Origin of the sequence: Streptomyces sp. NPDC060366 (genome assembly GCF_042725135.1) — a bacterium.
In the GTDB taxonomy this organism is placed as follows: Bacteria; Actinomycetota; Actinomycetes; order Streptomycetales; family Streptomycetaceae; genus Streptomyces.
The window spans coordinates 54,300-75,127 of the sequence record NZ_JBHXDC010000001.1 but is presented as its reverse complement, the minus strand read 5'-3'; the positions used below and the strand labels follow the sequence as shown (position 1 = coordinate 75,127).

The following is a 20,828-nucleotide window of genomic DNA, read 5'->3' as shown; positions in this document are numbered from 1 at the left end:
CGACGTTGACCTGGTTATGTCGGACATACACACCCTTCATGCGAGTTGACCCTCATCGAGAGCCTGTGTGAGAACAGGGCAGAAGGAACGCGAGACGCGGAACGTGAACACGGCGGTACTCGTCGCCGGAGGGCGTCTGGTTCAGGCTGGATCGCCCTGTATGACCTGGCCTCGATCCTCGTGACGGCACGTCGGTTTGTCCAGTGGCGTTTCGGCTGTTCGGGCCGGGTGATCCTCGCTGATCAAGAAAGCGACGAGTGGGCCCGACTGTGGTGCGGCAGCCTCGGTGATGCACAGCGTGATACACCACAGAAGCTGCCAAAGTGGGCCTTAGCGGAGTTGAAGGGTTCTGCTGGGCTCATCGGAGTCCATGAAGAGAGGGGCGCCCCCATGCCGTTCGTCGAGATCTCACTGGCCCGCGGCAAATCGGCCGGGTACCTCGAAGCCGTCTCCCGGGCCGTGCACGACGCGTTGGTCGCCGAGCTGAACATGAAGCCGGACGACGGCTTCCAGCTCATCCGCCAGTGTGATCCGAACGAGATGGTGTTCAGCCGGAGTTTTCGGGGCGGCCCCCGGACCGGCGAATGGATCGTCTTCACGATCACCGACGGCGTCGACCGTGGTGACCGGGCCAAGCGGCGGTTCTACAAGACTCTTGTCCGCCTGCTGCATGAGGGGCCGGGCGTCGATCCGGCGGACGTGTTCGTGATGATCACCCTGACTCCGCCGGAGAACTTCTCCTTCGCGGACGGCGTGATCGGCTCGGACGTCCTGGCTGCCGAAGCCCTCGAAGAGGCGCGCGATGAATCCGCCGCCCGCTCCACGTACACGAAGGCGGAGATGGCCTACGCGCTCACCGAGCTCTTCGCGCATCACGACCGGGATCTGATTCTGCCGATGCTCCGCGACGACTTCGTGCTCGATGTGCCCACATCCCTGCCCTACGGCGGCGAGTTCGTCGGCCCGGAGGCCTTCGGCGGTTTCTTCGCGGGGGTACCGGGCGGCTCCGAAGTCTGGGAGTCCTTCGAGAGCAGCGTCGATCAGGTCCTTGGAGGCGATGATCACTTCACCGTTCAGCTGACCAACACGGCGGTACCGAAGGCGACCGGCGAGACGCGGGTCTTCCACAACCTCTGGCTGTTCGAGATCACCGGCGGCCGCCTCGCCGGTGCCCGGCTCTACGCCGACACCGCGGCCGCCACCACCGGCTGAGCGGTCCGGGGCGGCCGGCTTCTGCCGGTTTCCGCTTCGAAACAGCCGGTCAGTCGCCGATCAGTCCGTTCAGCGTGGGCACGCTCGCACCGAGGCCGACGAGTCCTGCGAGGATCGCGCCGGCCGTGTCGCCGGTGCTGAGGTAGGTGAGGGTCCCGGCGATCGCCCCCACGAAGGCGGCCGTCTGGAGGACGATGGCCGTACGTACGGGCAGAAACGGCTTCGGGTCCCCGGATCCCGGAACGGGTGGCGGGGTCGGGGCGGTGGTCACGAGAACCCCCTTGCGCAGAGCGGGTGTCGACAGCGCTCCTACGTCACGCGAGAAGGTCACGTGGCCCCTCGGACACGGGCCGGAACCGGCGAGACTTATGGCTTTCGACACCTCAATCCTAGCCGCCGGTGCCCTGTTTGCCCTTGATCGACACCTTAGGTCGAATGCGGCATTTCTTGGCGACTGTGACGACGAAGTCGACAAGGAGTCTGCCGCCGACAGGGCGTGGGTGCTGTCATGCCGTCTCGCGGGCGTCGGCGACCATGCGGACCAGCGTGTCGATGAGCTCGTCGGCGGTGGTGTGCAACATGCCTGTGCCGAGGTGGCCGCTGAGTTCCATCTCCGCGATGCCGTGTGTGCCGGCGAGCAGCAGAGTGCCGTAGTGCTGTGCGTTCCGCTCCCCGACGAGGGCGGTGACGATTGCCAGGAACTCGTCCTGGAAGCGTCCGGCCGCGCGGACGCGGTCCGCGGCCGGGTCGTCCCCAGGTCCGCACAGCTGACGCCGTACGCGATCGAGTCCTTCACCCAGCTCTTCGGGGCGGTGTCCGCGGCGCCTGAACAGCATCTGGTACAGGTGCGGCTGCGCCCGGCCGACGGCGAGAAGGGTGTGGAGTGCGCCGCGCAGCTTGTCGGAGGCCGACAGGGCCGGGTCGGTCCGCAAGGCGTGGACCGAGTCGCCGATCCGTTGCCAGCTCTCGGTCGTGACGGCGGTCAGCAGGCTGTCCTTGCCCGTGAAGTGGCGGTACGGCGCTCCCCGGCTCACGCCCGCCCGCGCGCCCACCTCGCGCAGGGTGACGGCTTCGGGGCCGCCGAGGTCGAGGAGTTCGGCGGCCGCGTCGAGCAGGGAGCGGCGGGTGAGGGCGGCGGACTCCGCGCGGGTGACCATGGCGTCGATCATACAGTTGACAGTGTCATCCGTACTGGTAGCGTAACCAAGGTGACAACGTCATCTGAAACTCAGAGGTCGGCCCAGAAGCTGGTCGTCGTGACCGGAGCCTCCACGGGCATGGGCGCGTCGGCCGCTCGCGAACTGGCTCGCCAGGGATTCCACGTCCTGGCCGGCGTACGGCGCGACCGTGACGCCGACGCCATCCGATCGACCGGCGTCGAGCCGGTCATCCTCGACATCACCAAGGCCGAGCAGGTGGAGGCACTCGCCGCGCGGGTCGCCGACGACCCGCGCGCGCTGCACGCGCTCGTCAACAACGCGGGCGTCCAGGTGAACGCCCCGGTCGAAGCCCTGCCGATGGACGAGTGGCGGCGGGTGTTCGAGGTCAACCTCTTCGGCCACATCGCCGTCACTCAGGCGCTCCTGCCCGCGCTGCTGCGCAGCGGGGGGCGTGTGATCAACATCAGCTCGGTCGGCGGCAAGGTCGCCATGGCGACATACGGCGCGTACGCGGGCGCGAAGTTCGCCCTGGAGGCGGTCAGCGACTCTCTCCGCCGGGAGGTCGCGCCGCTGGGCGTACAGGTGGTCGTGGTCGAGCCCGGCGGCGTCCGCACGGAGATGGCCACCCGCGGGATCGCGACGGCGAACGACCTGGCCGCCCGGATGACGCCTGAGCACGACGAGCGGTACGGCGGCCTGGTCCGGGCGAACAACACGTTCATGGCCTCGGGCACCGCGTCGGGCCTGACCGCCGACGCCGCCGCCCGGGTCATCGCGAAGGCCGTGACGACCCGCAGGCCGCGGACCCGCTACACCATCGGCCGGGATGCCGCCGTGGTCACCCGACTGGTCAGGATGCTGTCCGACCGCACGCTCGACCGCGTTCTCGCCGCCAACCTGCGCCGCCACTACCCGAAGCCGGCCGCGGCCTGACCGACCGCTGCTTCCACCTCGGCCGCCGCTGACCCGGGCGTCTTCCAGCGGCTTCGCGGCTCAGGAGTTCCGGCCGCCGCCCTGTGGTCCCGTGCGGGTCAGCCGGACAACAGCTGCTGGCCGCCGTCGATGTCGTACGTCGCGCCCGTCAGCGCTTCGTTGCGCATGATGTGTACAGCGAGAGCGGCGACGTCCTGCGGGCCGACGACCCGGCGGATGGGGAGCGCGGCGCGGAGTTCCTCACGCCGTGCTTCGAGCTGATCGCCCAGGAGCGAGGCCGACAGCGGTGTGTCGACGAATCCGGCGGCGATGAGGTTCACCCGAATCGGCGCCAGTTCGAGTGCCAGGCTGGCGGTGATGGCCGGGAGCGCCGCTGTCAGCGCCGAGGTGACGGTCATGCCCTTGCCGGGGCGCCGGGCGCCGGTGCCACCGATGAACAACAACGTTCCCGCGTCCCGGACCCTGCCTCGGCTGTACTTGGCCGTCCCGATCGTCATCGCGAGGCGGTCGCCGAAGTGCCGACTGGTCTGCGCCAGGTCCATGTCGGCCAGTGGCGCGTACGACGGACCGCCGGCGGTGGATATGACGTGGTCGACCGTGTTGGGCAGTTCACTGAAGAACTGTTCGAGACGGTCGGTGTCGGTCGCGTCGAACGCCATGGTGCTCAGCGGCTGGACTTCAGCCGCCGCCCGCTCCAGTCGCTCCGGATTTCGCCCGACCATGACGACCTGGCCGCCGGCCGCGCGGACTTGACGAGCGGTTTCGAGTCCGATTCCCGAGCTCGCGCCTATCACCACGACGGTCTGGTCGGCCAACTCCTGGTGTTGGTGCGGCTTGCTGCCCGTCATCAGCGCCTCCCATGATCTGGTCGGGGCAACGAGCTGACGGCGCGGGAGAGTTGTGCCGTCCCGCTCGGCGCGTCAGCCCGGCGGCTGCCGGACCGGCTACGTTCGCGGCCGACAGCTCGGAGGCGGCGAACCGCCCGGTCGTGACGGCCCGCCCCGGCGTGTCCGGCCTTCCGAAAGTACCTCGCACTGCTTCCCACCACCACCTGGAACCGCGTTCACGGCAGGTCACACCGGCCGGGGGACAGCCACGCCGCCATCGGACAGTTCACGATCCACCGGCCGGCTCGCGGGGCCCGGAGTGCGGTCAGTTCTCCTCGCGCAGGCCCCAGGGGGAGCCGTACGCGGTGAGGAGGTCGAGGAACGGACGGGGCGGCAGGGCCTCGGGGCCGAGGACTCCGCTGCCGGCCCATTCGCCGCCCGCGATCAGTTCGAGGGCGATGACCGGATTGATCGCGGTCTGCCAGACCACGGCCTGGGAGCCGTACTCCCGCATCGACCACTGATTGTCGACCACGTGGTAGAGGTACACCTCACGCGCGGCACCGTCCTTGACGCCCTTGACCCAGGTGCCCGCGCAGGTCTTGCCGGTCATGCGGTCGCCGAGCGTGGCCGGGTCGGGGAGGCAGGCGGCGACCACGTCGCGGGGCGAGACCTGGACCGGCCCGTTCCGCCCGGGGACCGTGACCTCGGCGGTGGAGTCCAGGCCCAGCTCGTGGAGGACCTTGAGCTTGGCGATGAAGTCGTCGCCGAGGCCGTACTTGAACGTCACCCGCCGCGCGTCGACCCAGCGGGGGATCAGCAGCACCTCCTCGTGCTCCACGTTGACGCACTCCACCGGGCCGATCCCCTCGGGGAAGTCGAAGACCTCCGGCTCGCTGAACGGCGCGGTGGTGAACCAACCGCGCTCCTTCTCGTAGACCACCGGCGGATTGAGGCACTCCTCGATGGTGGTCCAGATGCTGAAGGACGGGGCGAAGTCGTACCCCTCGACGGTCAGGTCGGCGCCGTCCCGGATGCCGATCTCCTCGATCTCGTCGAAGAGTTCGTCGGCCGCGTACCGTGCGAAGACGTCCGACAGGCCCGGCTCCACGCCGATGCCGACCAGAGCCAGGCGGTCAGACCGTTCCCACTCGGCGGCCAGCTCGAACTGCCCGTCGCCGAGCTTCACACCGCAGCGCTCGTAGGGGTGGGTGCTGTGCGGCGAAGACAGGGACATCGCCATGTCCAGATAGTGCGTGCCCGCCGCCAGGGCGGCCCGGAACAGCGGCATGACGAACCGCGGATCGGTGGCGTTGAGCAGGACGTCGCATCTGTTCTCGACGAGCGCCCGGCGAACCGAGTCCTCGTCGGAGGCGTCCAGGCGCAGAGCGCTGAAGCGGTCCCCGCGCTCCTCCAACGCGGCGACGGCCTTCTCGGCGCGGGAGAGGTCGTAGTCGGCGACGGTCATATGGGTCAGGAAGTCCCGGCGGGCCGCGATCCGGGTGACGGCGGTTCCGACGCCCCCAGCGCCCACGAGCAGTACACGCATGTCGCACACCTTTCGTTCCCGCAGGCGGGCGCCTGCCGGGGTGACCCGATGCAACGGGATGGCACCGGCTACGGTCAACTGTGTTGGCATAAGACCGGCCGACGGGACGGTGGGCGGCCGGCGGGGAACGGAAGGAGGAACGCGATGCCGAAACAGGTGGTGCCGGAGGGGGCGCGACGCAGGCGCCGTCCGACCCGGCAAGGCTCCGTACTGTCCGAGACGCTGATCGTGCACACCGCGCTGCGGGTGCTGAAGGAGCACGGCAGCACCGGGCTGACCGCCCGCCGGCTGGGCGCCGCCCTCGGCGCCGACCCGAGCACCCTCTACCGCTACTTCGCGGGCATGGACGATCTGACGCGGGCCATCGGCGAGGAACTCATGGGCCGGGCGCTGGACGACTGGACGGCCACCGGCCACTGGCAGGCCGACCTGCGCGCCCTCGGCCTCGCCATCCACGCCTCCTACCTCGCACATCCGCAGGCCGCCGTACTGACCGCCAGCCGGGTCACCGGCCGACCCCGGGAGATCGCGGTGGACGAAGCGATCCTCGGCGTCCTGCGCGTCGCGGGCTTCCCCGACGCCACGGCCGTCGGCGTCTACCACGCCTTCATCGACTCAAGTCTGGCCTTCGCCGCCCTGGACGCGGGATCGCTGGCCCTCACCGACGAGGCCCGCGAGGCGGACGACGAGATGTGGAGCTCCACGTACGCCCGGCTTCCCGCCGACACCCACCCCCACATCGCCGCCACCGCACGACTGCTGGCCGGCCGCATGACACAGAGCGCCTACCCGGTCGTCCTGGACACCCTGCTGAACGCCGCGGCGGCGCGACTCCCGACCGCCCGTCGCCGCCGCCGGCCCGCCCGGACCCAGCAGGCCCCGGCCTCCGACCCGGGCGGCCGGCCGTAGCCGTCGGCTGGTCGAGCGCCTGCGGTGAGCTTCGATTCCACTCGTGTGATGGGTTTGTCAAGGGAAGTCGCGAATGGGCCGATGCGGGCCCTTACGTTTCTTGGTGGCCGGGCTCGTTGAAGCCGGCGGACGTCCCCGGAGAGGACCCATTCCGCATGTTCAGGAACAGCAGCAAGGGAACCCGCACGGCAGTCTGGGTGACGGCCGCCCTCGGTCTCGTCACCGGAGGAGTGTGGGCCGGAGTGGCGGGAGCGTCGGCCGCTCCCGCGGCCAGGGCCGCGGCCCCCGGGACCAAGGTGGCGGCCCCGTACGCGCAGGCCGCCGCGGTGGTCAACGCCGACGGAAGCATCAACCGGTCCAAGGGGATCAGCAACGTCACCAAGCCCGCCGTCGGAAAGTACTGCGTGGAGTTGGAGGACAAGGATCTGGACCTCACCAAGCTCGTTCCGGTGGCGACGCTCCAGTACACGTCCTTCGAGTACGGGATCCGCATCTCCTACTGGCCGCACCCCGACTGCGGCACCCGCGCGGACACCATCCACGTCATCACGGGTCTGCCCAACAAGTGGGAGGACCGTGCCTTCGGGATCGTCGTCCCGTAGCCACGCACCTGTTCCGGGCGAAGCCGGAGGGCGATCCGCCGAGGACGTCAGGCGGACTCCTCGGCAATCACCGCGACTTCGCCCGCCGGAAGGGTGAGCGTGCCGGACGAGTGGATGCCCGACAGGAGATCGACCCCTGTCGCGGCCACCCGCACCGGGTGCCGGGTGTGGTTGACGGCGAAGAGCCAGGTCCCGCCCCCGGGAGCGCTCCGTCGGACGACCTCCACACCCTGGCCGGCTCCCTGAACGGCAGTGGCACAGCCGGCCTGCGCGGCCCACAGGGGGAGAAGGCGGAGGAGGGACGAGGCGTCGGGGCGTGTGGCGAGGTAGCGGACGTTTCCGTGACGGACCACGGCCGGGCCGTCCGTGGCCGGTCCGTCGGTGAATCGGGCCTCCACCTCGGTGTCCGGGTCGGGTACGACACGCTCGGCCCATATGCGGCCGGTCGTGCCGTTGTCCAGGCGGACGGATTCCCCGGCGGCGAGCGGCAGATACTCGTCCACGCGCACGCCGAGCAGGTCACGCAGCGCCCCGGGGTACGGGCCGGGGTGGACGCGGTCGTCCGGGTCGGTCAGACCGCTGAAGGGGCCGACGACCAGGTGGCCACCGCCCGCGGCGTACTCCTCCAGCGCGCGGGCCGTGCCGGTGGACAGCGCGTACAGCGAGGGGACGAGCAGCAGGCGCTGCGCGCCGGGGGTGGGGACCAGGTCGCAGGACAGGCCGAGGGTCCACAGGGCGCGGTGCCAGTCACGGAGCACGCCGGAGTACGTCAGGTCGGTGCTGGGGCGATGCGGCATTTCCAGGGCCCACATGGCCTCGTAGTCGAGCAGCAGAGCGATCTCGGCAGGCGGGCAGGTGCTGCCGGCGACGTCGGCGAGAGCGGCCACCGAGTTGCCGAGAGCTCTGGCCTCCCGCCAGATCCGGGTCTCCTCGCCGCCGTGGGGGACCATCGCCGAGTGCCACTTCTCCGGGCCGTGGACGGACTGGCGCCACTGGAAGAACAGAGCACCGTCGGCACCGCGGGCGAGGTGGGTCAGGGTGTTGCGGGCCATCTCCCCAGGAACCTTGGCTACGTTGCGCGGCTGCCACTGCACCGCGGAGGTGGAGTGCTCCATGACCATCCAGGGCCGGCCGTCCGCCAGACCACGGGTCAGATCGGCGGCGAGGGCGAGATCGGCGGCGCGGTCCGGGTCCTCGGACATGAGGTAGTGGTCGTTCGAGACGATGTCGACCTCGCGTGCCCAGCGCCAGTAGTCGGTCCAACCGAGTTTGCCGGTCATGAAGTTGGTGGTGACAGGACGGCCGGGGGAGTGGGCGCGGACGATGTCGCGTTCGGCGCGGAAGCAGGCCAGGTGTTCGGCGTCGCTGAAGCGGTAGAAGTCCATCCACAGACCGGGGGAGAGGCTGCTGGTGCTGGTACGCGGCACAGTCACCTGCTCCCAGTCGCTGTGGCGCATGCCCCAAACACTCGTGCCCCAGCGGTCGTTGAGGGCGTCCAGATCATCGCCGTACACGGTGCGCAGCCAGCCGCGGAACGCGGTGGCGGAGGCTTCGCACCAGCAATGGGCGTTGCCGTTCGCGTACTCGTTGTTGATGTGCCACATCACCACGGCCGGGTGGTCGCCGTAGCGTTCGGCGAGGCGACGGGTGACGAGCGCGGCACGGTCCCGATAGGCCGGCGAGGACGGGCAGTACGCCTGACGGGACCCGGGCGCGAGCCTCCGTCCGTCGGCGGTCACCGGCAGTGACTCGGGGTGGGCGTGGGAGAACCACAGCGGCGGCGCGGCGGTGGGCGTGGCCAGGTCGACGGCGACGCCCGCTCCGTGCAGCAGGGTGATGGCCTCGTCGAGCCCGGTGAAGTCGAAGACGTCCGGGCTCGGTTCGACCCAGGACCAGGCGAAGATGCCGAGCGAGACCAGGTTGACCCCGGCCTCGCGCATCAGACGGACATCGTCCTTCCATGTCGCCCTGTCCCACTGCTCGGGGTTGTAGTCGGCGCCGAAGGCGGGGCGCGGGACACGGCCCCAGGTGAGGCGTGGCTCGTCGGGGCGCGGCATGGGCGTGGGCATGCTACTGAGTCCTGACTTCGGGCGGGCCGTGGACGTCGAAGGGTGCCGCGTCGCCCGGTTCGGCGGCGGTACACGCTGGGGAGGGCCGCTCGACGGGGTGACGCGCGTCGGCGGACGCGCTCAACGTAGGCATGCCGCGTCGGAGTGTCAACGACCCCTCGGGCGAAGGCAGTTGGGCAGCTCCGGCTCAAGTCGAAGCGCGAAAAGCGGTGTTCGTCGAGGGGAATCACAAGTCGCCGCAGGCCGAAGCCCTGTTGGGCACATCGCTGGGCGGCGATGGCCGGAAAACCTTCCCGTCACACTCTTGACGCACCCTCGCAACGTCCGTACGTTTCCCGGTCATACGTAGAAGCAACGATCCGTTCACTTCTCACGCAGTTGCTCATACGTATGAGCACCGCGATAGCGTCCCGCACCGCCATCACGAGGAGCCAGGAGTCAGCCATGCCCACCAGAAGAGCCTTCATAGTGCGCGCCGCCGCGGCGGCCGTCGCCGTCCCGCTCGGAGCGAGCGCGTGCACCGCGGGTACGGGCGCCGGTGGAGGAGGGGCGGGCGGCGGGGGCGGGGACACGCTCGTGTTCGGCAAGACCGATGGCGGGACGACCTTCGTCCGCAACTACAACATGTTCGGACCGGCCACCCAGAAGTCGCCCAACGGTGAGCTGATCTACGAGCCGCTGGTGCGGATCGACTACAGCGACGGCGGAAAGGTCAAGCCCTGGCTGGCCGAGAGCATGGAGTTCGACGAGTCCGGGACCACCCTCACCATGAAGCTGCGCGGTGACGTGAAGTTCTCGGACGGCAAGCCCATGACCGCCGACGACGTGGTCTTCTCGCTGGGCATCCCGCTCAAGGACCCCACCTTCAACACCGGCGGAACCACCTACGACAGCGTCGCCAAGAAGGACGCCTCCACCGTCACCGTGCACTGGCCGAGCCCCGCCTTCAGCGAACTCGGGCAGCTGGCCTCCCCTCAACTCCCCATCGTGCCGAGGCACATCTGGGAGGGGAAGAACCTCAAGCGGTGGACCAACCCCGACCCGGTGGGCACCGGCCCCTTCACCCTGACCCGGTTCGCACCCCAGCAGGTCACCCTCGGCGCCCGGACCGACTACTGGGGCGGCCGGTTCGCCCTGAAGACCTTCAAGATCATCCCGACGAGCGGTGACTCGGTGAAGGCCCAACTGCTGCGTGACGACGTGGAGTGGGCCCTCGTGGCCTGGAACGGCGCGGAGCAGGAGTACGTCGCGAAGAACCCGAAGCACCACCTGTACCAGAAGTACGCCACCGGCGGCGCGTACTCCCTCTTCTTCAACGCCGCGCGAGCACCCTTCGACAACGTCCATCTGCGGCGGGCGCTGGCGATGACCCTTCCGCGCGAGGACATCGTCACCACGCTCCAGCGTCCCGGTACGGAAGCCGGCCCCACGGGCCTGGTCGACGAGATCTACGCGGATGTGATCCTTCCCGAGTACCGGGGCAAGGTGCAGAAGGTCGACGCCGAGGGAGCGCGGAGGGAACTGGCGCTCAGCGGCTTCGAGGTCAGAGGCGGCAAGCTGGTGAAGGAGGGCAAGTCCCATGCCCCCACGCTGTCGTTCAACCAGGACTTCGGCTGGGACCCGTACGCCAACATCATGGTCCGCAGCTGGGAGAAGCATCTCGGGATCAAGGTGAGGTCGGCCGGCGCCCCCGGTGCCAACCTGTTCGACCAGCAGCAGACCGGTGACTTCGACCTCACCATCAGCACCACGGGTGGCGCCGGCGTCGCCGGTATCTACAGCGCCCTGAGCAGTCGGGCCTACCGCCCGCCGGGTGAGAAGGCCGCCGCCAACATCGGCCGCTGGAAGGACGACGCCACCGACGCCGCGATCGGCAGACTGCTGGGAACCCAGGACCCCGCCGTGACGACGAGTGCCGGGCACGAGCTCCAGAAGATCGTCGCCGAGCAGGTGCCGTACAGCCCGATCTACAACAGCTACTGGTTCATGGCGATCAACGCCGCGAACTGGTCCGGCTGGCCGACGCCCGAGAACTTCTCGTACGTGCCGTTCCCCGGTCTCGGCCCCGACACGACGCTCACCCTGCTGAAGCTGAAGCAGGCCGGCAAGTGACCGCAGTGGCCCCGCCCGCCCCTCCCGCCCCGCCCACGGAGCCCGCCCCGCCCACCGAGCGCCGTGCCCGGGTTCCCCGCCGCTGGGGTTTCCTGGGCCGCCGACTGGGCTTCTACCTGGCCGCCGCCTGGTCCGCGATTACCCTGAACTTCTTTCTGCCCCGGCTGATGCCGGGCGACCCGTCCGCCGCGATCGTCGACAAGCTCCAGCGCGTCAGCGGTCAGCAACTGCCGCCGAGCGCCCTGGAGTCGATCCAGAAGGTCTTCGGCAATCCGGACGCCAATCTCGGCCGCCAATACCTCGACTACCTGGTCCAGTTGGCACACTTCGATCTCGGTACCTCGATCAGCAACTACCCCACCCCCGTGAGCGACCTGCTCCGGCAGGGCCTGCCCTGGACCCTGCTGCTGGTCGGCACGACCACGGTGGTCGCGTTCGTACTGGGCACCGGTATCGGCGCGATGGCCGGCTGGAAGGCGGGAGGCCGCTTCGACACCGTGATCAGCCCGCTCACCACCTTCGTCTCGGCGATCCCGTACTTCTGGATGGCGCTGGTGGGGCTGTGGCTCTTCGGTTTCGTGCTGGGCTGGTTCCCGCTGTCCGGCGGATACGACGCCGACCTGCCGATCGGCCTGTCCCCGTCGTTCCTCCTGAGCGTGCTGCACTACGGGGTGCTGCCCGCCGCCACCATCGTCTTCTCGGCCTTCGGCGGCTGGCTGCTCGGCATGCGCAACATGACGGTGACCACCGTCCGCGAGGACTATGTGCTGCTCGCCCAGGCCAAGGGTCTGTCCGGCCGCCGGGTGATGCTCCGTTACGCGGCCCGCAACGCCGTCCTGCCGAACTTCACGGGCTTCGCGCTCGCCCTCGGCCACGTCGTCGGCGGCGCGCTGCTCACCGAGGTGGTCTTCAACTACCCGGGCGTCGGCTATCTGCTCTTCACCTCGCTCCAGCAGCGCGACTACCCGGTGATGCAAGGGGTCTTCTTCCTCATCATGCTGACCGTCCTGCTGGCGAATCTGCTGGCCGACTCGGTGTACGCCCTGCTCGACCCGCGCATCAGAGAAGGCGGGTGACGGGCGTTGAGCACCGCATTCCTCTCCAGTTGGAAGGTCCGGATCGGACTCGGCATTCTCGCCCTGTTCTGTCTGCTGGCCCTGTTCGGCCCCTGGCTGGCACAGAGCCTGCTGGGGCTCGACCCGCGCGCCAACGACACCAGCCTCATCGCCCAGCCACCCGGCGGTGAACACCTGCTGGGGACCAACCAGTTCGGACAGGACGTCCTCGCCCAGGTCATCGCCGGTGCCCGTGGCTCGATGTACGTCGGGCTGCTCGGCGCGGTGGTCGGCACGGCCATGGCGATCCTGATCGGAGTACCGGCCGGATACTACGGCGGCCGCGTGGACGCCGCCCTGAACTTCCTGACCAATCTCTTCCTCGTGCTGCCCGCGCTGCCGCTCATCCTCATCGTGACCGGCTACCTCCAGGGCACCGGGCTCACCACCATCGCCCTGATCATCGGCTTCTTCGGATGGTCCGGCGGGGCACGTACGCTCCGCGCCCAGGCGCTCAGCATCGCGAACCGCGATTTCGTCCGCGCCATGCGGATGCTGGGTGAACGTGGCCGGCGGCTGGTCTTCGCCGAAGTGCTGCCCCATCTCACCGGCCTCATCGCCTCGATGTTCCTGCACGCGATGATCGGTGCGGTGATGGCCGAGGCGGGACTCGCGTTCCTCGGTATCTCCGACTCCTCGGCGATCAGCTGGGGAACGATGATCCAGTCGGCGCAGCAGCAGAGCGCCGTACTGCGAGGCCTGTGGTGGTGGTTCGTACCGCCCGGCCTGTGTATCGCCCTGATCGGTACGGCGGCGGCACTGGTCAACTTCGGTGTCGACGAACTGGCCAACCCCAAGCTGAGGGCCGCCCGCCCCGCGTCGGTGCGCAAGGCCAAGCGCCTGGCGCGAGCGGGAGGCGGGGTCCGATGAACATGTATCCCACGCCGCTGATGCCTCCGACTTCAGTGACCGTCCAGCCCGGAGGTGAATCCTGATGACCGTACAGGCCGAGCAGCGGAGGCCGTCCATGGCGCCGGCGGGGCAGGCCGTCCTGCAAGTCCGTGACCTGACCGTCGAGTACGTCACCGGCAGCGCACCCGTACGCGCCTGCGTCGACGTCTCCTTCACCCTGCACCGAGGCGAAATCCTGGGCGTCGCGGGGGAGTCGGGCTCCGGGAAGTCCACCCTGATCACCGCGCTGACCCGGCTCCAGCGACCGCCCGCCGTCACCACCGCGGGGGAGATCCTCTTCCACGGACGGGACGGCGCCGAGCCCGTCGACCTCGTCACGCTCGACAGCAGGCGACTGCGCCGCTACCGGTGGACGGCACTGTCCATCGTGCTGCAGTCCGCGATGGACGCGCTGAACCCGGTGATGCGGATCGGCGCCCAGTTCGCCGACGTCCTGCGTGCCCGCGACCGCTCGATGAGCAAGCGGGACGCCTGGACACGGGCGGCGGGGCTGCTCGCCCTGGTCGGCATCTCCGCGGACCGGGTCCGCGACTACCCGCACCAGCTCTCCGGCGGGATGCGCCAGCGCGCCGCCATCGCCCTGGCTCTGGCCTGCGGTCCCGAACTGGTGGTCATGGACGAGCCGACAACGGCCGTCGACGTGGTGATGCAGCGGCAGATCCTGGCCCAAGTCCTGCGACTGCGCCAGGAGTTGGGGTTCGCGGTCATCTTCGTCACCCATGACCTGTCGTTGCTGCTCGAACTGGCCGACCGTATCGCCATCATGTACGCCGGCCGCGTCGTCGAGGTGGGTGAGTCTGCGGCTCTCTACAGCGACCCGAAACACCCGTACACCAAGGGGCTGAGGGACTCCTTCCCTCCGTTGCGCTCCCCGCTGCGCACGCTGAACGGCATCCCCGGAACCCCGCCCGACCTGCGCCGTCCACCGCCCGGCTGCCCCTTCCACCCGCGTTGCGCACGCCGGACGGTGGGCTGCGACGAGCGGCTGCCGGCGCTCCTGCCGGTGGGGCCCCGGCCGGGCCACGAGGCGGCGTGCCTGCTCAACGAGACCGGCGGCGAGAGCGACCACGAGACCGGCCATGAGAACGGCCACGACACCGACCACGAGACCCACGACGAGACGGGAGGCGGGATCCGATGAACGAGTCCCCGCACGCGGAGGAGCCCGCCGCACGGCGGCAGGCGGCCCCGGCGTCCGAGGCGGTGGCGGTCGCGGAACCGGAGTACGTCCTGGAAGCGCGTAACGTCTCCAAGCACTTCACCGTCCGCGGTCCGCTCGGCCGTACCTCCGTCGTCCGCGCAGTCGAGGACGCGACCGTATCCCTGCGGCCCGGTCAGATTCTGGCGCTGGTCGGGGAGAGCGGCAGCGGCAAGACCACCCTCGCCCGGATGCTGGCCCGCTTCCACGAACCGACGCGAGGAGAGATCCTGTTGCGCGGTCGGCCCATCGGCACCAGCCGGCGGGCACAGCGCGCCTACCACTCCGAGGTCCAGCTGATCTTCCAGGACCCCTTCGGATCCCTGAACCCGCTGCACCGTGTCCGCTACAACCTCGACCGCGCGCTGCGCCTGCACCAGCCGCGACTCACCGCCGCGGGACGGGAGCAGCGGATGACGGAGCTGCTGGAGCGGGTCAGCCTCACCCCGGCCGCGGAGATCGCGGCGAAGTTCCCGCACGAGCTCTCCGGCGGCCAGCGCCAGCGCGTCGTGATCGCCCGTGCGCTCGCCGTGGAACCCAAGGTCCTGCTCGGCGACGAGCCGATCTCCATGCTGGACGTGTCGATCCGGCTGGAGATGCTCAACCTGCTCCAGCGGCTGCGCACCGAGGACGGGCTGGCCCTGCTGTACATCACGCACGACATCGCCGGCGCCCGGTATCTCTGTGACGAGATCGCCGTGATGTACGCGGGTCAGATGGTGGAGTCCGGGCCGAAGGAGGAGGTGATATCGGCGCCGCAGCATCCGTACACCAAACTGCTCATAGAGTCCTCGCCGGACCCCGAGCGCGGCGTGGGGGACCGCGACGAACTCTTCGCGGGGGCCGACGAACTGGGTGAGCCGCCCAGTCTGATCGACCCGCCGACGGGCTGCCGGTTCCATCCCCGTTGTCCGTTCGCGATGCGGGAGTGCGCCGTCGAGGCCCCGCCGCGCACGGAGTTGGGCGACGGGCACTGGGCGAAGTGCTGGCTGCACGCCAAGGGCCGGGCCGGGGAACTCGCCGAGACGACACATGCCGCGGCGACCGCCGCCCGGCGGGAGACGCTCCAGGGGGCATCATGACAGCGCGACGGCGCGGCAAGGCACCCAGCCAGGCGGACGTGGCACGGCTGGCCGGGGTGTCCCAGTCGGCGGTGTCCCGTGTGATCAGCGGGAACGCGGCGACCGCGCGGATCCCCGAGGAGACCAGGCAGCGGGTCTTCGAGGCGGTGCGCGAGCTGGGGTACGTCGCCAACCCGGCCGCGCGGGCCATGCGCAACCAGCGCAACGACCTGCTGGGCGTGCACACCTTCGAGCGCGTCTTCCCGCGTGCCTCCGAGGACTTCTACTTCGAGTTCCTGCTCGGGATCGAGGAACGGGCCGAGGAGACCGGCTTCGACCTGGTGCTGTTCACCTCGACCGGGTCCGGAGGCGGCGGCGAACGCAAGATCTACCGGAACGGCACCAATCGGCTCAACCTGGCCGACGGCAGCATCCTGCTCGGTGTCTCCACCGACCGCGGCGAGCTGGCCCGGCTCTGGTACGAGGGATATCCCTTCGTCCACATCGGCCGCCGCGAGGTGCCCGGCGCGGAGATCCCGCAGATCATCCCCGACTACCGGTCGGCGAGCGAACAGATCGTGGAACGGCTCGCGGAGCACGGTCACCGGCGGCTCGGCTATGTGCGCGAGTGGATGGAGATGGAGCCGTACGAAGACCGCCGCGTCGGCTACGCGGAGACCGTCGTACGGCTCGGGCTGACCGACACGTCTCCGGGTGTCCTCGGCCGCGAGGGCGTCGAGGAGCCGTGGCTGGACGAGGTGGCGCGCGGCGCGGTGACCGCGATCGTGGTGGAGAGCGTGAGACTCGCGGAGCAGCTGCGTGAGCGACTGGCCGCCCGTGGACGGAAGATCCCCGACGATGTGTCCGTCGCCGTGCTGGAGGCGGCGCCGGCCGATCTCTCCGGACAGTGGGACTCCCTTGTGATTCCCCGCGTCGAGATCGGCCGCATGGCCGTCGACCGGCTCCAGGACATGCTCGCCGACCCCGAGCAGCGGACCGGGAGCCTGCTGGTGCCGTGTCCGCTGGTTCCCGGCACAACCATCGCGACGGTGAGCGAGTAGGGCGCGTCCCGCCGGACAGCCACGGCGGGCCCGATCACCCGGCGATCCGGGACGCGTCGCGCGACGCGCGGCGCCGTCCGCCGGTCCCGGCTGCCCCGAAACGGACGACCGACGGGCCGCGGACGCACGTACGCCCTTCCGTGCGCGTCCCGAACACCGCTCGAACGCAGGCCAGTTGAGCAGAACGTGCCCCTGTACCGACCACTCCAGCCGGTGGAACCGGCAGAAGGAGCCCCCGGGCCATGACAGAGATACGAACCGAGATCCTCGTCGTCGGCGGTGGACTGGGTGGCGTCGCCGCAGCGCTCACCGCCGCCCGGCTCGGCCGGACGGTGGTGCTCACCGAGGCCACCGACTGGCTCGGCGGACAGCTCACCGCCCAGGCGGTGCCGCCCGACGAGCATCCCTGGATCGAAGGCTCGGCCTGCCCGCCCGGCTACGCCGAACTGCGCCGGCGGGTGCGCGACTACTACCGCCGCAACTATCCCCTCGGACCGGAAGCCGCGCTCGATCCGCTGCTCGATCCCGGGCTCGGCGTCGTGAGCCGGATGTGCCACGAGCCGCGCGTGGCCGTCGCCGTCATCGAGGAGATGCTCGCCCCGTGGCGCTCCGCCGGTGCGATCACCGTCCTCACGGGCTACGAACCCGTCGCCGCGCACACCGACGGCGACCGTATCGAGGCGGTCACGCTGGCCGACAGACACGACGGACGCGAAGTCACCGTCCACGCCTCGTACGTCGCCGACGCCACCGAGCTGGGCGACCTGCTGGAGCTGGCCGGCGTGGAGCACGTCATCGGCGCGGAGGGCCGCGACGAGACCGGGGAACCGCACGCGCCCGAGACCGCCGATCCCCTCGACCAGCAGGCCGTGTCCTGGTGCTTCGCCCTGGATCACCGCCCCGGTGAGAACCATGTGATCGACCGGCCCGCCTCCTACGACCACTGGCGCGACACCGTCGCCCCGTTCTGGCCCGGTCCGCAACTCTCCTTCACCGACATCGTCCCGATCACCCTCGAACAGCGCACCTGGGCGCTGATGGGGGCCGACCGGGAGGCCGGGGAACACTTCGACCTGTGGCAGTTCCGACGGGTCCTGGCCCGCGAGGCGTTCGCGCCCGGTGCCTTCGCCTCCGACGTCACCGTCGTCAACTGGCCGCAGATCGACTACTGGGAGGCGCCGCTGCTCGGCGTCGACGCGGCGGCCCGACAGGCGGCGCTCACGGCCGGCCGGGAGCTGTCGCTGTCCTTCCTGCACTGGCTCCAGACCGAGGCGCCCCGCCCTGACGGGGGCACCGGCTGGCCGGGCCTGCGCCTGCGGCCCGATGTCACCGGCACCGCCGACGGACTGGCCAAGGCGCCGTACATCCGCGAATCGCGCCGTATCAAGGCCGAGTTCACCGTCGCCGAACAGCACGTGGGCGTCGAGGCCCGCCCGCCCGGCTCGGGGAGCGAGGTGTTCCACGACAGTGTCGGCCTCGGCAGCTACCGCATCGACCTGCACCCCAGCACCGGCGGCCGCACCTACATCGACATCGAGTCCTACCCCTTCCAGATTCCGCTGGGCGCCCTGATCCCCGTACGTGTCGACAACCTCCTGCCGGCCAACAAGAACATCGGCACCACGCACATCACCAATGGGTGCTACCGGCTGCACCCGGTGGAGTGGGCCATCGGGGAGGCCGTGGGCGCCCTCGCCGGGTTCTGCCTCGAACGGGCCCTGCCGCCCCGCAAGGTCCGCTCCGACCAGGGCCAACTGGCCGACTACCAGCGGCTGCTCAGCCAGACCCTCGGCATCCAACTGGCCTGGCCGGAGGAGATCCGCAGCAGGCCGCACCACTACTGAGCCGCGGCCCCGATCCACACCTGAGAGGAACCTGCCATGAGCGGCCACGCCCACGAGTCCCGCGTCAAGGAACTCCTGGACCGGATGACCGTCGAGGAGAAACTCGGCCAACTCCAGCAGCTCGCCTGGGCCTGGGACACCGGACCGGGCGGCGGCGGCACCGAGTCGGCCGAGACCGCCGCCCGCGAGGGCCTGCTCGGCTCGGTGCTCAACGTCGTCGGCGCGGAGGCGAGCAACGCCCTTCAGCGCATCGCCGTCGAGGAATCCCGGCTGGGCATTCCCCTGGTCTTCGGCCTGGACGTGATCCACGGCTTCCACACCACCTTCCCGATCCCGCTCGCCCAGGCCGCCGCGTTCGACCCTGCGGTGACGGAGAAGGACGCCGAGGTCTCCGCGCGTGAGGCCCGTTCCAACGGCATCCACTGGACGTTCTCCCCGATGATGGACGTCACCCGCGAGCCGCGGTGGGGCCGGATCGCCGAGAGCACCGGTGAGGACCCGTATCTGACCACGTGTTACGCGGTGGCCAAGGTGCGCGGCTACCAGGGCGCCGACCTGACCGCGCCCGACCGGATCGCCGCCTGCGCCAAGCACTTCGTCGCCTACGGCGGCGCGGAGGGCGGGCGCGACTACAACACCGTCGACGTGTCCGAGCAGCGGCTGCGCAATCTCTACCTGCCGCCGTTCCGGGCCGCCGTCGAGGCGGGCGCCGCCACCGTCATGGCCGGCTTCAACACCGTCAGCGGCGTCCCGGCACACGCCAACCCGCACACCCTGACCGGCATTCTCAAGGAGGAGTGGGGCTTCGACGGCGTCGTCGTCAGCGACTGGACCGGCGTCCAGGAACTGATCGCGCACGGCAGCGCGGCGGACGAGGCCGAGGCGGCGCGGCGGGCACTGACCGCCGGAGTGGACATGGAGATGGTGTCCACCACCTTCGTCGACCACGGCCGGGAACTGCTCGCCGCCGGGACGCTGAGCGCGGAGCGGCTGGACGACGCCGTGGCCAGGGTGCTGCGTCTCAAGCTGCGACTCGGCCTGTTCGAGCGCCCTTACGTCGACGAATCCGTGGCCCTCACCGGCCCGACCGCCGAGACGCGTGCGGCGGCGCGCGAGGTCGCCGGGCGGTGCATGGTCCTGCTGAAGAACGACGACGGTGTCCTGCCCCTCGACGCACCGGCCCTGCGTTCACTCGCCGTCGTCGGCCCCTTCGCCGACTCCGATGATCTGCTGGGCACTTGGACCCTGCCCGGCGCACCCGCGTCGGCGCCCGTGCTGCGCGCCCTGCGCGAAGCACTGCCGTACGCCTCCATCACCCATGCCGTCGGAGTGTCCCCGGAGGGGTTCGACACCACCGGCATCCCGGAGGCCGTGGCCGCGACCGAGGCCGCCGACGCCGTCGTGATCGTCGTGGGCGAACCGCCCGCGATGAGCGGCGAGGCGGCGGTACGCGGTGAACTCGGCCTGCCCGGCGCCCAGGAGCGGTTGATCGACGCGGTCACCGCGACCGGCAAACCCTGTGTGGTGGTGCTGGTCGGCGGACGCCCGCTCACGATCGGCGCCTGGGCGCGGAGCGCGTCGGCGATCCTGATGGCCTGGCACCCGGGCATCGAGGCCGGCCCCGCCGTCGCGGACGTACTGACCGGTGCCGTGAACCCGGGCGGCAAGCTGCCGGTGACCTTCCCCCGGGCCGTCGGCCAGATCCCGCTCTACTACAACCACGAGCGGACCGGCCGCCCCTACGATCCGGCGGCACCCGAGGTGAAGTACGTCTCGAAGTATCTCGACATCGCCGACGGACCCGAGTTCACCTTCGGCCACGGCCTGAGCTACACCACCTTCACGCTGGGCGAACCGCTGCCGAGCCGGGAACGGATCGGGGCGCGGGAGTTGCGGGAGGGCGCGACGGTGGCGGTGACCGTCGCTGTCCGCAACACCGGCGACCGGGAGGGCGAGGAGGTCGTCCAGCTCTACGTCCAGGATCCCGCCGCGACGATCACCCAACCGGTGCGCCGGCTGCGTGGGTTCCGCAGGGTCCGGCTGGCGGCGGGGGAGGAGCGGGAGGTCAGCTTCACCCTGGGGGCCGACGACGTCGGTTACTGGACCAACGACCCGGCCGGGACCTTCACCGTGGAGCCGGGCGAGATCCACATCCACACCGGCGACAGCTCGCGGACACAGGCCCGGCGCACGCTCCTGATCACCTGACCACTTGGTCACATGACCACCGGGAACAGGCCGGCACCGGAAGGACCGTCTCGACC

The 20,828-nt window shown here is 70.2% G+C and carries 17 protein-coding genes; 12 read left to right on the top strand and 5 right to left on the bottom strand.

Translation table 11 applies throughout. The features are described 5' to 3' along the window. Window positions 1-45: 45 nt before the first annotated feature. Window positions 46-1,212, top strand: coding sequence for a tautomerase family protein (locus ACFWHU_RS00205; protein ID WP_387222707.1), 1,167 nt, complete (start codon window positions 46-48; stop codon window positions 1,210-1,212). A gap of 49 nt (window positions 1,213-1,261) precedes the next feature. Here the strand turns inward: ACFWHU_RS00205 and ACFWHU_RS00200 are convergent, their stop codons facing one another. Then, window positions 1,262-1,483 carry a hypothetical protein gene (locus ACFWHU_RS00200; protein WP_387222706.1) on the bottom strand — a complete coding sequence of 74 codons (222 nt, stop codon included), beginning with the start codon at window positions 1,481-1,483 and terminating at the stop codon, window positions 1,262-1,264. Between the two features lie 235 nt (window positions 1,484-1,718). Then, window positions 1,719-2,381, bottom strand: coding sequence for a TetR/AcrR family transcriptional regulator (locus ACFWHU_RS00195; protein ID WP_385793338.1), 663 nt, complete (start codon window positions 2,379-2,381; stop codon window positions 1,719-1,721). A gap of 87 nt (window positions 2,382-2,468) precedes the next feature. Here ACFWHU_RS00195 and ACFWHU_RS00190 point away from each other — a divergent pair, with 87 nt between their 5' ends. Beyond that, window positions 2,469-3,305 carry an SDR family NAD(P)-dependent oxidoreductase gene (locus ACFWHU_RS00190; RefSeq protein WP_387222703.1) on the top strand — a complete coding sequence of 279 codons (837 nt, stop codon included), beginning with the start codon at window positions 2,469-2,471 and terminating at the stop codon, window positions 3,303-3,305. A 98-nt stretch (window positions 3,306-3,403) separates the two neighbouring features. On the opposite strand, the gene ACFWHU_RS00185 is transcribed toward ACFWHU_RS00190, so the two are convergent. Both ACFWHU_RS00185 and ACFWHU_RS00180 read right to left on the bottom strand, forming a co-directional pair. Beyond that, window positions 3,404-4,153, bottom strand: a complete 750-nt coding sequence (locus ACFWHU_RS00185) for an SDR family oxidoreductase (RefSeq protein ID WP_385793341.1) — start codon at window positions 4,151-4,153, stop codon at window positions 3,404-3,406. A gap of 304 nt (window positions 4,154-4,457) precedes the next feature. Then, window positions 4,458-5,681 carry a saccharopine dehydrogenase family protein gene (locus tag ACFWHU_RS00180; RefSeq protein ID WP_387222701.1) on the bottom strand — a complete coding sequence of 408 codons (1,224 nt, stop codon included), beginning with the start codon at window positions 5,679-5,681 and terminating at the stop codon, window positions 4,458-4,460. A gap of 144 nt (window positions 5,682-5,825) precedes the next feature. Here ACFWHU_RS00180 and ACFWHU_RS00175 point away from each other — a divergent pair, with 144 nt between their 5' ends. After that, entirely contained in the window at window positions 5,826-6,590 is a 765-nt protein-coding gene (locus ACFWHU_RS00175) for a TetR/AcrR family transcriptional regulator (protein WP_387222698.1), read from the top strand. Between the two features lie 155 nt (window positions 6,591-6,745). After that, window positions 6,746-7,192 (top strand): hypothetical protein, encoded by a 447-nt coding sequence (locus ACFWHU_RS00170; RefSeq protein ID WP_385793345.1) that lies wholly within the window; start codon window positions 6,746-6,748, stop codon window positions 7,190-7,192. 47 nt (window positions 7,193-7,239) lie between these two features. Here ACFWHU_RS00170 and ACFWHU_RS00165 read toward each other — a convergent pair whose 3' ends face one another. Beyond that, the gene (locus ACFWHU_RS00165) at window positions 7,240-9,261 is read right to left on the bottom strand and encodes a beta-galactosidase (RefSeq protein ID WP_387222695.1); all 2,022 of its coding nucleotides are present in this window, start codon (window positions 9,259-9,261) and stop codon (window positions 7,240-7,242) included. Window positions 9,262-9,705: 444 nt separating this feature from the next. Here ACFWHU_RS00165 and ACFWHU_RS00160 point away from each other — a divergent pair, with 444 nt between their 5' ends. The 8 genes from ACFWHU_RS00160 to ACFWHU_RS00125 all read left to right on the top strand — a co-directional run bounded on the left by ACFWHU_RS00160 (window position 9,706) and on the right by ACFWHU_RS00125 (window position 20,772). Beyond that, the gene (locus ACFWHU_RS00160; RefSeq protein WP_387222694.1) at window positions 9,706-11,373 is read left to right on the top strand and encodes an ABC transporter substrate-binding protein; all 1,668 of its coding nucleotides are present in this window, start codon (window positions 9,706-9,708) and stop codon (window positions 11,371-11,373) included. A 92-nt stretch (window positions 11,374-11,465) separates the two neighbouring features. Beyond that, window positions 11,466-12,449: an ABC transporter permease gene (locus tag ACFWHU_RS00155; protein WP_387223915.1), complete on the top strand. Its 984-nt coding sequence runs from the start codon at window positions 11,466-11,468 to the stop codon at window positions 12,447-12,449. Window positions 12,450-12,455: 6 nt separating this feature from the next. Continuing rightward, window positions 12,456-13,358 carry an ABC transporter permease gene (locus tag ACFWHU_RS00150; protein WP_387222692.1) on the top strand — a complete coding sequence of 301 codons (903 nt, stop codon included), beginning with the start codon at window positions 12,456-12,458 and terminating at the stop codon, window positions 13,356-13,358. A 64-nt stretch (window positions 13,359-13,422) separates the two neighbouring features. After that, window positions 13,423-14,541 carry an ABC transporter ATP-binding protein gene (locus tag ACFWHU_RS00145; protein WP_387222690.1) on the top strand — a complete coding sequence of 373 codons (1,119 nt, stop codon included), beginning with the start codon at window positions 13,423-13,425 and terminating at the stop codon, window positions 14,539-14,541. Continuing rightward, a complete protein-coding gene (locus ACFWHU_RS00140) occupies window positions 14,538-15,680 on the top strand; it encodes an ABC transporter ATP-binding protein (RefSeq protein WP_385793354.1) in 1,143 nt (380 codons plus the stop codon). Before ACFWHU_RS00145 ends, ACFWHU_RS00140 begins: the two co-directional genes overlap by 4 nt. Further along, window positions 15,677-16,720, top strand: coding sequence for a LacI family DNA-binding transcriptional regulator (locus ACFWHU_RS00135; RefSeq protein WP_385793355.1), 1,044 nt, complete (start codon window positions 15,677-15,679; stop codon window positions 16,718-16,720). The genes ACFWHU_RS00140 and ACFWHU_RS00135 overlap by 4 nt, the downstream gene beginning before the upstream one ends. A 242-nt stretch (window positions 16,721-16,962) precedes the next feature. Beyond that, window positions 16,963-18,564: an FAD-dependent oxidoreductase gene (locus tag ACFWHU_RS00130; RefSeq protein WP_385793356.1), complete on the top strand. Its 1,602-nt coding sequence runs from the start codon at window positions 16,963-16,965 to the stop codon at window positions 18,562-18,564. Between the two features lie 36 nt (window positions 18,565-18,600). Next, complete coding sequence (locus ACFWHU_RS00125) at window positions 18,601-20,772, top strand: glycoside hydrolase family 3 N-terminal domain-containing protein (protein WP_385793357.1); 2,172 nt, start codon at window positions 18,601-18,603, stop codon at window positions 20,770-20,772. Window positions 20,773-20,828: the final 56 nt, after the last annotated feature.

Bases quoted from the DNA above. Each gene is read 5' to 3' on its own strand.
- ACFWHU_RS00195 (WP_385793338.1), bottom strand. From the start codon at position 2,381: ATGATCGACGCCATGGTCACCCGCGCGGAGTCCGCCGCCCTCACCCGC.
- ACFWHU_RS00185 (WP_385793341.1), bottom strand. From the start codon at position 4,153: ATGACGGGCAGCAAGCCGCACCAACACCAGGAGTTGGCCGACCAGACC.
- ACFWHU_RS00180 (WP_387222701.1), bottom strand. From the start codon at position 5,681: ATGCGTGTACTGCTCGTGGGCGCTGGGGGCGTCGGAACCGCCGTCACC.
- ACFWHU_RS00175 (WP_387222698.1), top strand. From the start codon at position 5,826: ATGCCGAAACAGGTGGTGCCGGAGGGGGCGCGACGCAGGCGCCGTCCG.
- ACFWHU_RS00170 (WP_385793345.1), top strand. From the start codon at position 6,746: ATGTTCAGGAACAGCAGCAAGGGAACCCGCACGGCAGTCTGGGTGACG.
- ACFWHU_RS00165 (WP_387222695.1), bottom strand. From the start codon at position 9,261: ATGCCCACGCCCATGCCGCGCCCCGACGAGCCACGCCTCACCTGGGGC.
- ACFWHU_RS00160 (WP_387222694.1), top strand. From the start codon at position 9,706: ATGCCCACCAGAAGAGCCTTCATAGTGCGCGCCGCCGCGGCGGCCGTC.
- ACFWHU_RS00145 (WP_387222690.1), top strand. From the start codon at position 13,423: ATGACCGTACAGGCCGAGCAGCGGAGGCCGTCCATGGCGCCGGCGGGG.
- ACFWHU_RS00140 (WP_385793354.1), top strand. From the start codon at position 14,538: ATGAACGAGTCCCCGCACGCGGAGGAGCCCGCCGCACGGCGGCAGGCG.
- ACFWHU_RS00135 (WP_385793355.1), top strand. From the start codon at position 15,677: ATGACAGCGCGACGGCGCGGCAAGGCACCCAGCCAGGCGGACGTGGCA.
- ACFWHU_RS00130 (WP_385793356.1), top strand. From the start codon at position 16,963: ATGACAGAGATACGAACCGAGATCCTCGTCGTCGGCGGTGGACTGGGT.
- ACFWHU_RS00125 (WP_385793357.1), top strand. From the start codon at position 18,601: ATGAGCGGCCACGCCCACGAGTCCCGCGTCAAGGAACTCCTGGACCGG.